This window comes from Vibrio sp. PNB23_22_6 (genome assembly GCF_052877535.1).
Genome location: NZ_JBNFXP010000007.1, coordinates 74,903 through 91,625, shown reverse-complemented (window position 1 = coordinate 91,625; position 16,723 = coordinate 74,903). Strand labels below are relative to the sequence as shown.

The window sequence follows — 16,723 nt, the reverse complement described above, 5'->3', positions numbered from 1 at the left end:
ATTAGGAATTTAATTATATGTAATAAAAGAAAAAAGGATCCAACAATAGGATCCTTTTTGAGATGTTAGCTGTGATTAAACTTCGAGGTAATCGAGAATGCCTTCCGCCGCTTTTCGACCTTCATCAATTGCAGTCACGACCAGATCAGAGCCTCGTACCGCATCACCGCCAGCGAAGATCTTTTCGTTGCTGGTCTGGAATTGGAACGCTTGTTTTGCAGGGGCTTTGATACGACCCCACTGATCCAAATCGACATCAAACGGTGCTAACCAGTCCATTTTGTGTGGTTGGAAACCAAATGCCATGATCACGATGTCTGCCGGTAGAACGTGCTCGCTGCCTTCGACGGGCTCTGGACGGCGGCGACCTGCTTCATCAGGTTCGCCAAGTGCGGTTTTCACCACTTTGACCCCCGAGACTTTGCCTGATGCATCCACTTCAATCCCCAAGGGCTGCAGGTTGAACATGAACTTTACGCCTTCTTCTTTGGCATTTTTCACCTCGCGGCGAGAGCCTGGCATGTTGGCTTCATCACGACGGTAAGCACATATAACATTTGATGCGCCTTGGCGGATAGAGGTACGAACACAGTCCATTGCGGTATCACCACCACCCAATACCACGACGCGCTGTTTCGCCATGTCGATAAATGGCTGGTCGTGTTCTAAGCCCATCACTTTGTAAGTATTGGAAATCAAGAATGGCAGAGCATCGTAAACGCCCGGCGCGCCCTCATTTTCTAATCCAGCACGCATGTACTGGTAAGTACCAACCCCCAAAAAGACGGCATCGTACTTATCAAGCAGCTCTTGCATGTACACATCTTTGCCTACTTCGACATTCATACGGAACTCTACGCCCATCTCGGTAAAGACGCGGCGACGGTTTTCCATCACGCCTTTTTCAAGCTTGAATGAAGGAATACCGAAGGTCAGTAGACCTCCAATTTCAGGATAGCGGTCAAATACGACTGGTTTCACGCCATTGCGCACAAGTATATCGGCGGCGGCCAAGCCTGCTGGCCCTGCACCAATGATGGCAACCTTTTTATCGGTCCATTCCACTTTGGACATGTCAGGCTTCCAGCCCATTTCGAACGCTTTGTCGGTAATGTATTTTTCAATGTTACCGATGGTGACAGCGCCAAAGTCATCATTGAGGGTGCAAGAGCCTTCACACAGACGATCTTGCGGACAAACTCGACCACAAACCTCTGGCAAGCTGTTGGTTTGGTGTGACAGCTCAACGGCTTCAAGGATGCGACCTTCATTGGCAAGTTTTAGCCATTGAGGGATGTAGTTGTGGACTGGGCACTTCCACTCACAATATGGGTTACCACAATCCAAGCAGCGATCCGCTTGCGCGGTCGCTTGTTGCTTGGTAAACGGTTCATAGATTTCAACGAACTCGATCTTACGAATTTTGATGGGTTTCTTCGCAGGATCAACGCGCTGGACATCGATAAATTGGTAAACGTTCTGGCTCATGATTCAAACATCCTCCATGATTACTGGGCTTGAACGCGCAGTTCTGCGGCGCTACGACTTTGGTGACCAAGCAGGGTGCGTAAGTCTGCTGCTTGTGGTTTCACCAAGTAGAACTTTGGAATCCATTCATCAAAGTTCGCCAAGATATCTTCTGCGTAGCTTGAGCCGGTTTCTTCAAGATGCTCAGCAATCAGACCACGTAAGTGCTCTTGGTGGATGTAGAGATCCGACAGAGAAATTGCTTCAATTGATTCGCTGTTCACGCGACCTTGGAAGTCTTGGTTCTCATCCAATACGTAAGCAAAACCGCCAGTCATGCCTGCACCAAAGTTCACGCCTGTTGCGCCAAGAATGGCAACAATACCGCCAGTCATGTACTCACAAGCGTTATCTCCAGCACCTTCAATGACGGCAATCGTGCCTGAGTTACGCACGCCGAAACGCTCACCTGCTTTACCTGCTGCGAACAGTTTGCCGCCCGTTGCGCCATACAAGCAGGTGTTACCAATGATGGTCGCTTCATTACACTTAAACGCCGTGCCAAGGTGAGGCTTGATCACGACCTTACCACCAGCCATGCCTTTGCCGACGTAGTCGTTCGCATCACCAGTGAGGTAAAGCTCTACGCCACCCGCGTTCCAAACACCAAAGGATTGCCCTGCGGTTCCATCTAGGTACAACTTGATTGGCGTTGCCGCCATGCCTTGGTTGCCGTAACGCTGAGCAATTTCACCCGATAGGCGAGCGCCGACAGAACGGTCGGTGTTGATCACGTTGTAAAAGAAGCTTGCTGATTGACGTTTCTCAACTGCTTGCAATGCGTCTTCAACGATCTTCTGGTTTAGCTCCGCTTTATCAAATGGTTTGTTTGGCTGTGTCCAGTAAAGGGGATGTCCCTCTGGAGAGACTGGCGCTTCGAGAATATTGGAGAGATCCAACTTTGATTGTTTCGCTGTCAGACCTTCAACGGTTTCCAACAAATCCGTACGACCAATCAAGTCAGTCAGTTTTTCAGCCCCAAGTTCCGCGAGCAATCCACGCACTTCGTCCGCCAGACCAATGAAGTAGTTCATTACCATTTCCGGTAGACCTTTGAAGTACTCTTTACGCAGTGTCTCGTCTTGAGTTGCAACTCCAGTTGCACAGTTGTTGAGGTGACAAATACGTAGGAACTTACAACCCATTGCCACCATTGGCGCAGTACCAAAACCGAAGCTTTCTGCACCTAGAATTGCCGCTTTAACCACGTCTAGGCCGGTCTTTAGACCACCATCTACTTGCAGGCGGATCTTATGGCGCAGACCATTAGCAACCAGTGCTTGTTGTGTCTCCGCCAGTCCCAACTCCCAAGGGCTACCAGCGTATTTCACTGAAGTTAGCGGACTTGCTGCGGTACCACCGTCGTAGCCGGAGATGGTAATGAGATCAGCGTAAGCTTTCGCTACCCCCGTTGCGATGGTGCCAACGCCTGGCTCAGAGACTAACTTCACTGAAACTAGCGCATTGGGGTTGACTTGTTTCAGGTCGAAGATCAGTTGGGCTAAATCTTCAATAGAATAAATATCGTGGTGCGGAGGAGGGGAGATCAGAGTAACCCCTTGTACCGAATAACGCAGCTTAGCGATTTCTGCTGTGACTTTGTGTCCTGGCAGCTGGCCACCTTCTCCCGGTTTCGCACCCTGTGCAATCTTGATTTGCAGTACGTCCGCATTAGTTAGGTAATGAGGCGTTACACCAAATCGACCTGAAGCAATTTGTTTGATGCGCGAATTACGCTCAGTACCGAAGCGACGAGGATCTTCACCGCCTTCACCCGAGTTAGAGTAACCACCCAGGCGGTTCATCGCTGTTGCAAGCGCTTCGTGCGCTTCTGGGCTAAGTGCACCAATCGACATTGCTGCCGAGTCAAAGCGTTTGAACAGTTCAGTGCTTGGCTCGATTTGCTCAAGTGGTAGCGGTGAATCTGATTTTTTCAGCGACATTAAGTCACGCAGCATGGCAACAGGACGTTGGTTTACCTGTTTAGCAAAGCTCTGATAATCGTTGCTTTCACCTGATTTCACTGCGGTTTGCAGTGTGCCGACCACATCTGGGTTGTATGCGTGATATTCGCCACCGTGGACGTATTTCAGTAAACCGCCATGCTCGATGGCTTTACGTTTCGCCCAAGCTTTACGGGAAAGGTTGTACAAGTCTTGTTGGAAGTCGTCGAAGTTCGCGCCCTCAATGCGAGTGGTTACGCCTTTAAAGCATAAGTCGACCACTTCTTGGCTCAAACCAACGGCTTCAAACAGTTGTGAGCAGCGGTAAGAGGCGATGGTCGAGATACCCATTTTCGACATGATCTTGTACAGACCTTTGTTGATGCCTTGTTGATAGTTTTGCATCACATCGCGATAGTATTTTTCTAGTGCTTTATCATCAATCAGTTTACCTAGCGTTTCATACGCAAGGTATGGATAAACCGCAGTGGCACCAAAGCCAAGCAAGACCGCAAATTGGTGTGGGTCACGTGCTGTGGCGGTCTCAACAACAATGTTGGCATCACAACGTAGGTTCGCATCGATCAGGCGAGTTTGAACCGCACCGACCGCCATTGCTGCAGGAATTGGCAGTTTGCCTTTGACCAACGCGCGATCCGAAAGCACCACTAGTACCGTGCCTTCACGGACGACTTGTTCTGCTTGATCACACAGTTCATCAATGGCTTGTTTTAGATTTTTCTGCTGTGGATCATAGTTGATATCGAGAATGGTATTACGGTAGTGATCGTCACCAAGCTCGAGTAACTGTTGCATGTCGGAATAAAGCAACACTGGCGAATCGAAGGTCACTCGATATGCGTGACCATCGGTTTCACAGAAGACGTTCATCTCCTGACCGATGCTAGTCGCCAGTGACATTACGTGTTTCTCACGCAGAGGATCGATTGGCGGGTTGGTTACCTGGGCGAACTTCTGGCGGAAGTAATCAGTTACCAAGCGCTCTTTAGAAGACAGAACGGCGATTGGGGTGTCATCACCCATAGAGCCGACCGCTTCTTGGCCCATATCACCAAGGACACGCAGTACTTGATCGACTTCTTCATTGCTCATGGCGAATTGCTTTTGATAAGTCTTAAGCAAATCTTCATCAAAGCTGCGCTCGCCCACTTGATCTTCAGGTAGCTGAGCAAAAGGTGTGAGCTTATGAACGTTGTTCTCCATCCATTTGCGATAAGGGTGACGAGATTTCAGATCGTTATCGATCTCGCGAGACTGCCAAAGTTTACCTTTACGGGTGTCTATAACCAGTAGTTCACCCGGACCAACGCGTCCTTTCTCGGCAACTTCATCGGGAGCGTAATCCCAAATCCCCACCTCAGATGCTAGGGTGATCAACTTGTCTTTGGTAATCACATAACGAGCAGGACGCAGACCATTTCTATCGAGGTTACAGGCAGCGTAACGGCCATCGGATAGTACGATACCTGCCGGGCCATCCCATGGTTCCATGTGTTTGGAGTTGAAGTCGTAGAACGCTCGCAGATCCGGATCCATGTCTGGGTGATTTTGCCATGCTGGTGGCACAAGCATGCGCATGGCACGGAATATATCCATGCCGCCAGCTAAAAAGAGGTCTAGCATATTATCGAGGCTGGAAGAATCTGAACCTGTCTCGTTAACAAATGGTGCTGCCGTTTGTAGATCTGGCAACAGTGGTGATGAGAACTTGTAAGCACGTGCTCGCGCCCATTGGCGGTTACCTTCAATGGTGTTGATCTCACCATTGTGAGCAAGGTAACGAAACGGCTGAGCCAGTGGCCAACGTGGCTGAGTATTGGTTGAAAAACGCTGGTGGAACAGGCAGATAGCGGATTCCATGCGTAGATCAGCAAGATCAAGATAGAAGCGTGGTAAGTCTGCAGGCATACACAAACCTTTGTACACCAAAACCTGTGTAGACAGGCTACAGATGTAAAAATCTGGATCTTCTGTGATTTGTTTCTCGATGCGACGGCGTGCGATATAGAGGCGACGTTCAATGTCACGCTCGCGCCAACCTGCCGGTGCAGAGATAAAGACTTGCTGAATATTTGGAAGCGAATCAGCGGCAATAGGCCCGAGGACTTCTGAGTTGGTTGGAACCTTACGCCAGCCTGCAATGGTTAAGGTTTCTTGGGCGAGCTCTTTATTGACGATGTTTTTAGCGAGCTGAGCTTTCACCGGATCTTGGTTGAAGAAAATCATCCCTACGGCGTATTGCTTACCAAGATTGAAACCACTTTCTTCGGCGATAAGGCGTAAATAGGAGTCGGGCTTTTGAAACAAAAGACCACAACCATCACCGGTTTTGCCATCGGCGGCGATACCACCACGGTGAGTCATGCGATCAAGTGCAGAAATTGCTGTACGTACCAACTTGTGACTTTGTTCGCCTTCCATGTGCGCGATTAAGCCAAATCCACAGTTGTCTTTCTCAAGACTTGGATCATAAAGAGCCATTGCAATTCTCCCTTTGCTTATCTGTCATCCCTACAGATATATCAACACTGCTCAAGTTGATAACGATGACTAACTACGCGTCACTTTCTAAGTTTTATGTATTTCTATTCAATAAAATTCGTTAAATATATTAACAAAAGTTGTGCGTTTTATTTGCACCAAATTCACAACCTATAGCTTATTGTAAAAAAGGTCAAGTTATTAGTGAATCATCGCGCGAATATGCGATTTACCATTTAATTGGCTAAAATAATTCAAGTAATTCAGCGATATAGGCTATTTAATGTTACGGAGTCTTAATATTTGGTCTTGAGGGAAATAAAAAAGACCAGCACAAAATGCTGGTCAAAATATAAAGATTGGAAGGAACGGTCTTCTTTCCTGATAATCAGCCATCTATAGTGCTGATGGCTGGATTTACGGATCGAAAAGAAGAAGTGAGCGAACGCTGTTTACGTAGAAAGCATCAATGAATCTGCTTTTGCTTCTAGGTTTGTGCCACCCATTAGGTAACCATCGATAGCACGGGCACATTCACGACCTTCGTTGATGCAACGCACAACCAGAGATTGGCCTGTTCGCATATCACCTGCAGCAAATATACCTTCTTGGTTAGTGGCAAAACCTTGTGTTGCTACGTTACCGCGATCATCTAGCGCGATATCCAGTTGAGCAATCACCCCGGTTGGCTCTGGGTGTAGGAAACCCATCGCAAGGAATGCCATATCACATGGGATCACACGTTCACTGCCTTCTACTTCTTTGAAGCTTGGGCGCTCGCTTGGCTTAGCATCTTGCCAAACAATATCGGCCAGACGAAGGCCAGTGACTTCACCTTTGTCATTACCAATGAATTCTTTGGTCAGGATGTTCCAGTGACGATCAACGCCTTCTTCGTGAGACGTCGACGTACGTAGGATCATCGGGTACTGTGGCCATGGCATATTGGCAGGGCGCTTCTCTGGTGGAATCGGCATGATTTCAACCTGAGTGATGCTTGCTGCGCCATGACGGTTGGAGGTACCTACACAATCAGAGCCAGTATCGCCACCACCGATGACGACCACATGCTTACCTTTTGCATGGATCTCTTCTGTTTTGAGATCCATGTTGTTAGCACGACGGTTGTTCTGTCCTAGGAATTCCATCGCAAAATGAACGCCTTTTAGCTCGCGGCCTGGAACTGGTAAGTTACGAGGAACGGTTGAGCCACCAGTCAGTAGAACCACATCGAATTCTTGACGCAGTTGCTGGGCATTCACATCAACACCAACGTGTTGGTTAACTTTGAATTTGATGCCAGCCTCTGCCATCAGATTGATCTTACGATCAATCACATCCATTCCCAGTTTGAAGTCTGGGATCCCAAAACGCAGCAGACCACCTACTTTCTCGTCTCGCTCGAATACCGTGACGGTATGACCTGCGCTGTTTAGCTGCTCAGCAGCCGCAAGACCCGCAGGGCCCGAACCAATGATCGCGACGGTTTTACCAGTGCGAGAACGCGGTGTTTTTGGTTTGGCATACCCTTCACGATACGCCGTTTCTACGATGGTTTTCTCGATATTACAGATGGTGATTGGGTCTTGGTTGATGCCAAGTACACAAGCACTTTCACATGGAGCAGGGCAAACACGACCAGTAAACTCTGGGAAGTTATTGGTCGAGCTTAGAATGTTCCATGCTTCTTCCCAGCTATCACGATAAACTGCGTCGTTAAACTCTGGGATGATGTTACCGATAGGGCAGCCGCTATGACAAAACGGCACGCCACAATCCATACAACGAGAAGCTTGAGTATTGATCTTGTCACCAAACTCCTCGTTCAGAACGAACTCTTTGTTGTTCTTGATGCGTTGAGCTGGGTCGACCTTCTGTGGAAGTTCACGACCATGCTCTAAAAATCCAGTAGGCTTACCCATTATACTGCCTCCGCTTGAGTTTCGTTTCCTTGAGACTGTGCTTCAGCTTTACGTTTTTGAAGAACCGCTTTGTAGTCACGCGGCATCACCTTAACCATAGAGGCTAGGCTAGCTTCAAAATTGTCTAGGAAAGACTGAGCGACTTCACTTCCTGTGAATTGAACATGCTTAGTTAGCATGTCGAGCAATAGATCTCTGTCTTCTTGCTCGATTGGATCTAGGTCTACTAGCTCTGGGTTCAGTTTTGACTCAAAGTCGCCTGATTTATCCCATACGTAAGCCACACCGCCACTCATGCCTGCGGCAAAGTTACGACCTGTTGAGCCAAGGATAATTGCTGCACCACCAGTCATGTATTCACAACCGTGGTCACCAACGCCTTCTACAACCACTTTCGCGCCTGAGTTACGAACACAGAAACGTTCACCAGCCATACCGCGAATGAAAGACTCACCTGAAGTTGCCCCGTAGAAACAGACGTTACCAACCACGATGTTGTCTTCTGCGACAATGCTCGACTTCGCATCTGGGTATAGCACTAGCGTGCCGCCAGACAAGCCTTTACCCCAGTAGTCGTTGGCATCACCTTCAACTTCGAATGTCACGCCCTTAGCTAGGAATGCACCGAATGACTGACCAGCAGAGCCTTTGAACTTAACGTTCATTGGTTGAGGCAAGCCTGCGTCTTTGTACACTTTCGAGATTTCGTTCGACAGCATGGTACCCGCAGAGCGGTCTGTGTTGACGATAGGGAACTCGGCATTTACCGCTTCACCTTTCTCTAGAGCAGGAATGGCGGCTTGAATCAGTTTGCGATCCAAGACATCTTCTAAGTTGTGGTTTTGCTGTGTTTGATTGAACACGCCATCCGCTTCGCGCGCTTGTTCAACGTGAAGAACTGGTGATAGGTCAAGATTCTTGTATTTCCAATGAGATACATCTTGGCGAACTTTTAGTTTTTGTCCTTGACCAACCATTTCGTCGATCGTACGGAAACCAAGTTCAGCCATGATTTCACGTAGACCTTGTGCCATGTACTGGAAGAAGGTTACGACGTCTTCTACGCGACCATCAAAGCGTTCGCGAAGTGTTTTGTTCTGAGTTGCGATACCAACAGGACAGGTGTTCTTATGACACTTACGCATCATGATACAGCCTTCAACCACCAACGCTGCGGTTGCTACGCCCCATTCTTCTGCACCTAGTAGTGTTGCGACTGCAAGGTCACGAGGTGTCTTCATCTGACCATCTGCTTGAACCACGATACGATTACGTAGACCATTCTTCAGTAGCGTTTGGTGAGTTTCTGCCAAGCCAAGCTCCCAAGGAAGGCCGGTATGACGGATTGAAGACATTGGTGATGCACCCGTACCTCCGTCGAAACCTGCGATAAGCACAACGTCAGCTTTCGCTTTCGCTACACCAGAAGCTATCGTACCTACGCCAGCTTCCGATACCAGCTTCACGTTCACACGGCCTGCGCGGTTCGCGTTCTTCAAGTCGTAGATCAGCTGAGCCAAATCTTCGATTGAGTAAATATCGTGGTGTGGCGGTGGCGAGATCAGACCGACGCCAGGCGTCGAGTGACGTGTTGCACCGATCCAATCATCAACTTTATCACCCGGTAGCTGACCACCTTCACCTGGTTTCGCACCTTGAGCCATCTTGATTTGCAGCTCTTCAGCGTTAGTTAGGTAGTAAGAGGTTACGCCGAAACGACCTGAAGCCACTTGCTTGATTGCAGATCGTTCCCAATCGCCGTTCTCTTTGCGCTCAAAACGCATTGGGTCTTCACCACCTTCACCAGAGTTCGACTTCGCGCCAAGGCGGTTCATCGCAACAGCCAGTGTGGAGTGTGCCTCGTAAGAAATAGAACCGAATGACATAGCACCTGTCGCGAAGCGTTTCACGATGCTTTCAATTGGCTCGACTTCGTCGATAGAGATAGAACCTGCTGGGTTCTTAATGAACTCAAGTTGGCTACGCAGGGTTACCGCGTTGTCGCCTTGCTTATCTACTGCTGTCGCGTACTGCTTGAACTGCTCGTAGTTCTTGTTGCGCGTAGACTCTTGCAGTAGAGAGATAGTTTCTGGGTTGAAGAGGTGCTTCTCACCACGTTGTTTCCATTGGTAAACACCGCCAACATCCAACATTTGAATTGGGATTTCGCGTTGTGGGTAACCGATGCGGTGACGGATCAGCACTTCTTTGGCGATATCATCAAGGGTTAGACCCTGGATACGAGAAACCGTACCTGTGAAGTATTTGTCTACCACTGATTTGTGGATACCCAAAGCTTCAAAGATTTGCGCACCATGGTACGACTGTAGCGTAGAGATACCCATCTTCGAGAAGATCTTCAGAAGACCGCCATTGATCGCTTTACGGTAGTTGTTGAATAGGTCGCGAGGGTTCGCTTCTGGATCCAACTTCTTGGTGCGTTGTAACTCAACGATGGTTTCAATAACCAAGTATGGGTTAACCGCATTCGCACCGTAACCAAGTAGCGTTGCAAAGTGGTGCGTTTCACGCGCATCACCGGTTTCAACCACGATGTCACACTTCGCACGTAGACCTTTACGGATTAGGTGGTGGTGTACTGCGCCAACCGCCAGCATTGCAGGGATCGCCGCATGGTTTGAGTTCACTGCACGGTCTGTTAACAGGATGATTGAGTAACCATCGATAACAGCGTCTTCTGCGTATTGGCAGATACGTTTTAGTGCACGCTCAAGTTTGCCTTGATCTTCACTAGCTTGGAATACAATATCCAGTGTCTTCGCTTGTAGGTGCTCGTTATCGATCGCACGCAGTTTTTCAAGCTCAGAGTTCGCCAGAACAGGCGATTCCAATTCGACTTTCTGACAGTGAAGTGGGGTTTCAGTCAGAAGGTTTTGGTCTTTACCTAAGTAAGTATTCAGCGACATGACCATACGCTCACGGATCGGATCGATCGGTGGGTTGGTTACCTGTGCAAACAGCTGCTTGAAGTAGTTTGAAAGATGCTGAGATTGGTGAGATAGAACCGCAAGCGGCCAGTCGGCACCCATTGCTGATAATGGCTCTTTCGCGTCATTCGCCATTGGGACGATGATTTCGTTTACTTCTTCACTGCTCACACCGAAAGCTTGTTGACGGTGTAGCAAACGCTCAGGAGAAGGTTGGCTGAATTGGTTGCTTGCGTCTGGCAGCTTCTTCAAGCTCAGTAGGTTGTCTTCTACCCATTTCTCGTAAGGCTGGGCCGTTGCGATGGTGTCTTTGACTTCTTCATCAGAGATGATGCGACCTTGCTCTAGGTCTGCAACGAAGATACGACCTGGTTGTAGACGACCGCGGAATTCAACGTTCTCTGGCTCAATATCCACCACACCAGATTCAGAAGCCATTACTAGGAAGTTGTCTTTGGTCACTGTGTAGCGAGAAGGGCGCAGACCGTTACGGTCCAGTGTCGCACCAACTTGAACACCGTCAGTAAAACATACTGAAGCTGGGCCATCCCATGGTTCCATGATGTTCGCGTGGTACTGATAGAACGCGCGACGTTTAGGATCCATGGTTTTGTTTTCTTGCCATGCTTCCGGGATCATCATCATCAATGCATGTGGCAGGCTGCGGCCAGAAAGCACTAGGAGCTCAAGTGCCATATCAAAGTTAGATGAATCTGAACTGCCTTCCTGACAGATAGGAAGCAGCATGTCGATTTCAGCCTGAGTGAACAGATCTGATTCTAGGATTGCTTCACGGGCTTTCATCCAGTTCAAGTTACCGCGAACTGTGTTGATTTCACCGTTGTGTGCAATGTAACGGAAAGGCTGTGCAAGACGCCATTTCGGGAAGGTATTGGTAGAGAAACGAGAGTGTACCAGTGCCAGTGCGGTCACCATGGTCGGGTTTTGCAGATCAAGGAAGTACTGAGGTACTTGCTCTGTCGTCAACTGACCTTTGTATACCAATGTCTTGTAAGACATTGAGTTAATGTAGAAGTCGTCACCAATATTTGAAACGCTTTCTAGGCAAACACGTACCGTGTAGTTACGAAGTACGTACAGTTTGCGCTCTAGCTCTTCAGGTGTGATGCCAGGACCACCAGAGATAAACACATGCTCAAACTGAGGCTCTGTGCTTAGCGGATCTGCACCGATCATTGAGTTATCGGTTGGCAGTACACGGTAGCCGATAACTTCAAGGTCTAGACGCTGTGCGTTGCGTTCTAGAATGTCACGGCATTGTTCGCGTTTGTATTCGTCTTTCGGGAAAAGAACGACACCAACCCCATACTTTTCAAACGAAGGCAGTTTAATGCCTAGCTTAACAGCTTCTTCTAATAGGAATTCATGAGGTTTTTGTAGCAAGATACCCGCACCGTCACCGCTGCATGGGTCACAACCTTGACCACCTCGGTGTTCCATGCGAGCCAGCATATCCAATGCTTGAGTCACGACTTCATGAGATTTACGGTTTTTAAGGTGAGCAACAAAACCGATACCACAAGCGTCATGCTCCAGCTCCGGAGTGTACAGCCCCTGTGAATTTTGCTCTCTATCTACCATAGATACATCCTTCCAGTTCAATGTCGACGCAAGAATCCCGGACAGATCTCGACTGCCTTAGGTGCGCTCTGTGCGTCTTGTCCTTTATATTTATGATTCGCCACTGGCCGAGGTTGACCAGTCTTGATTCCTTTCCGTATCTCGCAGGAAAAGTATTGCGAGAAAAACAATCCTTGGTGATATCCCTTTATTTATTGCCACAATTTAGTGACTTATATAGGTGGGAACGAGATAACACCGACAATTCCCGTAATTGATGTCGTCTTTTTAATAACAAAAATTACGAGATTGTGTAAGTATCCTACAATTTAGTGACTTCGTAATGCAACGAAAAGTCGCTTTTGTGAGCTAAAAAAATTGTTTAAATATGCACTTTTTGTTTAACATTTGCGCAACAATGCATGCTTTGAATTGTATTTATGCAGGTTTATTGATTTCACACCACTCATGCATCGTTTGAATTGACTAAAATTGTTTGTTTTTTCTTGCAGGGATGTAATTTACTTACATTAATCGTAGTGAGATGCATTACGGTTTACAATTGGTGAGAATCTATGCAGTTACATGAATTGGTCAATACGTTAGGCCAAGACCTTCAGCGTCGTTATGGCGAAAAAGTCCATAAATTGACTTTGCACGGCGGCTTTAGTTGCCCAAACCGCGATGGTACCATTGGTCGTGGTGGTTGTACGTTTTGCAATGTGGCGTCTTTTGTTGATGAAGATGTGCAAATCAAAGGTATCCATGAGCAATTGAAAGATCGCGCCGGTGAGATCCACCGCGCTAAAAAGTACCTGGCATATTTTCAGGCATACACCAGTACCTATGCTGAAGTGCAAGTTCTTAAGAACATGTATGAAGAAGCGCTCAAGGCGGCAGATATTGTCGGTCTGTGTGTGGGGACGCGGCCAGATTGCGTGCCAGATGCCGTGCTTGATTTGCTTTCTGATTATGTGAATCAAGGCTATGAAATCTGGTTGGAACTGGGGCTTCAAACGGCCAATAACGAGACACTTAAACGCATCAACCGCGGCCATGATTTTGAATGTTATGCCGAGATCACCAAGCGTGCCCGTGCTTTAGGCATTAAGGTATGTACTCACCTGATTGCGGGCTTACCAAAAGAGACGCGCGTCGATAATGTCGAGACGATGCGAAAAGTGCTTGAAGTGGGCACGGATGGCGTCAAATTGCACGGATTGCACATTGTTGAGGGTAGCACCATGGCAAAGGCATGGCGTGCTGGTAAACTGGAAGCGCCGGAGCTGGAAGAGTATGTCGCGGTTGCTTCTGAATTGATCCGCATGACCCCCCCAGAAGTGGTCTACCACCGCGTTTCATCTGCGGCACGTCGACCAACCCTGCTATCCCCCCTGTGGTGTGAAAACCGTTGGTTAGCGATGACAGAAATTGGTCGTGCACTCAACAAAGAAGGTGCGCAGGGCAGTTTAGTTGGCAATCCCTTTGTCTACTCTAAGCCAGAATTAAAGATAGATTGAGTAAGTAGAGCGATCAACCGGTGGTCGCTTTGCATTTTAAAGGTTTATCTCCCTCATTTCCTCCCTTTGCCCTTGAGACGGAATCCGATGGGCGACAATTTCTATTTAGCGATAGTTTCTGCGCTTAGGCCGACCAAATTAAGATGGTTGGCCAATGCGTATCTGCGCGGCCTTAAATTATTGCTGATGCTTTGTGACCATTTGCTATAAGTTGAAAATAGACAGTTTAAATTGGCGTATTAAACACGCTAAACTGCATGTACTTTGGTGATTCCTCTTTGCTGGCCCTGAAGCATCTTCGATCACCAATATGTAATTCAGAAAAATTAAACAGACTGCACCTAAATGAACGGTTGTTTAAGCCTATCTAAATCCAAACGCTCAGGGCTCTATATCTCGCTTGTTCCATGGAGTAGTGAATGAAGCCCATGAAAAATCTCGCTCAGTATTACGTAGACTTACTCGTTAGGCTGGGGATTGTCCGTTTCTCAATATTATTGGCATTGGCATTAGTCGCATTGGCTGTTGTTGTTCAAGTCGGTATTACCTTGGCATTACAAGGCAATGTCGATGATATTGATATTGTCCGCTCTGTCTTTTTTGGTTTACTTATTACGCCTTGGGCGGTGTACTTCCTTTCCGTGGTTGTTGACCAGTTAGAAGAGTCTCGTCAGAGGCTAACTAAGCTGGTCGCTAAGCTTAAAGACATGCGCTCTCGTGACCAAGAGTTGAACTTTCAACTGCAGCAGAACATTGAAAAACTTAACCAAGAAATTGAAGAGCGTATTAAAGCCGAAGAAGGGCGTGAAGAAGCGATGCAAGATCTTGAAAATGAGGTCTTTCAGCGTGAACGCACTCAGTTAGAGTTGGCTGAGCGAACAGCATTATTGCGTTCTTTTATCGATGCATCTCCGGATCTGATTTATTACCGTAATGCCGATGGCGTATTCTCTGGTTGTAACCGTGCGATGGAAGAATTAACAGGCAAAAAAGAGCATCAATTAGTGGGATTGAGCCCTTGGGATGTCTATAGCAAAGAAGTGGCGGAACACATTGTCGACACTGACCAGCAAGTGTTCGATGACAATCAGGCAATCACTTACGAGCAGTGGCTTGAGTACCCTGATGGTCGCAAGAAGTACTTCGAGTTGCGTAAGGTGCCTTTTTATAGCAAGGATGGGCGCCATTTAGGCTTGGTCGGCTTTGGTCGTGATATTACAGAACGTAAGCGTCATGAAGAGTCATTAGAAAAAGCCAGTCGTGATAAAACCACCTTTATCTCTACGATCAGTCATGAACTGCGCACGCCACTGAACGGCATTGTCGGTTTGAGCCGTATGCTGCTAGATAGTCCGTTGGATGATGAACAGCGCAAGCACATGCAAACGATCAATGTTAGTGCGATTACCTTAGGTCATATATTTAACGATATCATTGATATGGATAAGTTTGACCGTCGTAAGTTGGAGTTGCTACCTGCCCCTTTGAACTTTGAAGACTTTGTTGCTGAGGTTGAGAGTCTCTCGGCATTAATGGCTGAACAGAAAGGATTGCGTTTTGATCTCGAGCGTTTGAGCACGCTACCTAAAGCGATAGAAGTGGATGCTACCCGCTTGCGTCAGGTGATCTGGAATCTGGTCAGCAACGCGATGAAATTCACCAAAGAGGGCGGAGTGGTCATGACCGTCAGTGCTGAAGTCGATGAAGATTACGCGACCATTATTATGGAAGTCGAAGATACCGGTATCGGTATACCAGAAGAAGAGCTCGATAAGATCTTTGCGATGTACTATCAAGTAAAGTCAGGCAAAGATAACTTGCATGCGGTTGGGACCGGTATTGGTTTGGCCGTATCAAAACAGTTGATCAATATGATGGAGGGTGATCTGACTGTTGCGAGTGAAGAAGGCTTCGGTAGTACCTTTACCGTGTCGATTCATGTACCGATTGTGGCGTTAGAAAAGCCGGTTATCGATGCGAAACGTGATAACGTGCATCTAAATATCTTTATGGTTGAGGATATTGAACTTAACGTGACAGTCGCCAAATCACTGTTAGAGAGCCTGGGTCACACCGTTACTGTTGCGATGACGGGTGAAGAGGCGCTAATTAACTTTGTTCCTAATGAATACGACTTAGCGCTACTCGATATCCAATTGCCGGACATGACCGGTTTTGATGTGGCGAAGTACTATCGTGAACACTACGATAATTTGCCGCCACTGGTGGCACTGACGGCAAACGTCATGAAAGACCGCCGCGAGTACCTAGATAATGGAATGGACGATGTAATCAGCAAACCGCTTGCGGTACAAGCCCTTCAAGCTGTGATTGATAAGTTCTTTGTTGAGTGCGTTGAGTGTGAGAAGGAAGTGGTTGTGGAGTCAGAAGTGGTAGAAGAGGTTACGCCAACCCCACCTCCTGTCATCAACACCCACTTGCTTGATCTGGATATGCTAGAGTCTTATGTGGATATCGTTGGTGTTAAGCCAGTGTTCGACAGTATTAAGATATTCGAAGATATGATGCCAGCGTACATAGGGGTTCTGGACTCAAACATGACCGCAAAAGATCAAGATGGAATCGTGTCGGAAGCACATAAAATTAAAGGGGCTGCGGGTTCGATTGGTTTAAAACACATTCAAAGTGTCGCGCAGAAAGCACAATCGCCAGATATGCCAGCTTGGTGGGAAAATATATCCGATTGGGTAGATGAAATTAAAAACGAGTATCAAAATGATATTCAGGTACTAAAAAGTTGGTTGGAACAGAGGAAATAA

General features: G+C 47.6%; 6 protein-coding genes. 2 read left to right on the top strand and 4 right to left on the bottom strand.

Going from position 1 to position 16,723, the window contains the following annotated elements; translation table 11 throughout:
- Positions 1 to 75: 75 nt before the first annotated feature.
- The 4 genes from ACVA54_RS08020 to gltB (ACVA54_RS08005) all read right to left on the bottom strand — a co-directional run bounded on the left by ACVA54_RS08020 (position 76) and on the right by gltB (ACVA54_RS08005) (position 12,444).
- Positions 76 to 1,488, bottom strand: coding sequence for an FAD-dependent oxidoreductase (locus tag ACVA54_RS08020; protein WP_099078885.1), 1,413 nt, complete (start codon positions 1,486 to 1,488; stop codon positions 76 to 78).
- 20 nt (positions 1,489 to 1,508) lie between these two features.
- Positions 1,509 to 5,972: a glutamate synthase large subunit gene (gene gltB / locus ACVA54_RS08015; protein ID WP_446649511.1), complete on the bottom strand. Its 4,464-nt coding sequence runs from the start codon at positions 5,970 to 5,972 to the stop codon at positions 1,509 to 1,511.
- A gap of 452 nt (positions 5,973 to 6,424) precedes the next feature.
- The gene (locus ACVA54_RS08010; RefSeq protein WP_099078887.1) at positions 6,425 to 7,894 is read right to left on the bottom strand and encodes a glutamate synthase subunit beta; all 1,470 of its coding nucleotides are present in this window, start codon (positions 7,892 to 7,894) and stop codon (positions 6,425 to 6,427) included.
- Positions 7,894 to 12,444 carry a glutamate synthase large subunit gene (gene gltB, locus ACVA54_RS08005; protein WP_099078888.1) on the bottom strand — a complete coding sequence of 1,517 codons (4,551 nt, stop codon included), beginning with the start codon at positions 12,442 to 12,444 and terminating at the stop codon, positions 7,894 to 7,896. The genes ACVA54_RS08010 and gltB (ACVA54_RS08005) overlap by 1 nt, the downstream gene beginning before the upstream one ends.
- 554 nt (positions 12,445 to 12,998) lie before the next feature.
- Between gltB (ACVA54_RS08005) and ACVA54_RS08000 the strand changes: the two genes are divergently transcribed.
- On the top strand, positions 12,999 to 13,943 hold the full coding sequence (locus ACVA54_RS08000) for a TIGR01212 family radical SAM protein (protein ID WP_099078889.1): 945 nt from the start codon (positions 12,999 to 13,001) through the stop codon (positions 13,941 to 13,943).
- A gap of 419 nt (positions 13,944 to 14,362) precedes the next feature.
- Positions 14,363 to 16,723 carry an aerobic respiration two-component sensor histidine kinase ArcB gene (gene arcB / locus ACVA54_RS07995; RefSeq protein WP_099078890.1) on the top strand — a complete coding sequence of 787 codons (2,361 nt, stop codon included), beginning with the start codon at positions 14,363 to 14,365 and terminating at the stop codon, positions 16,721 to 16,723.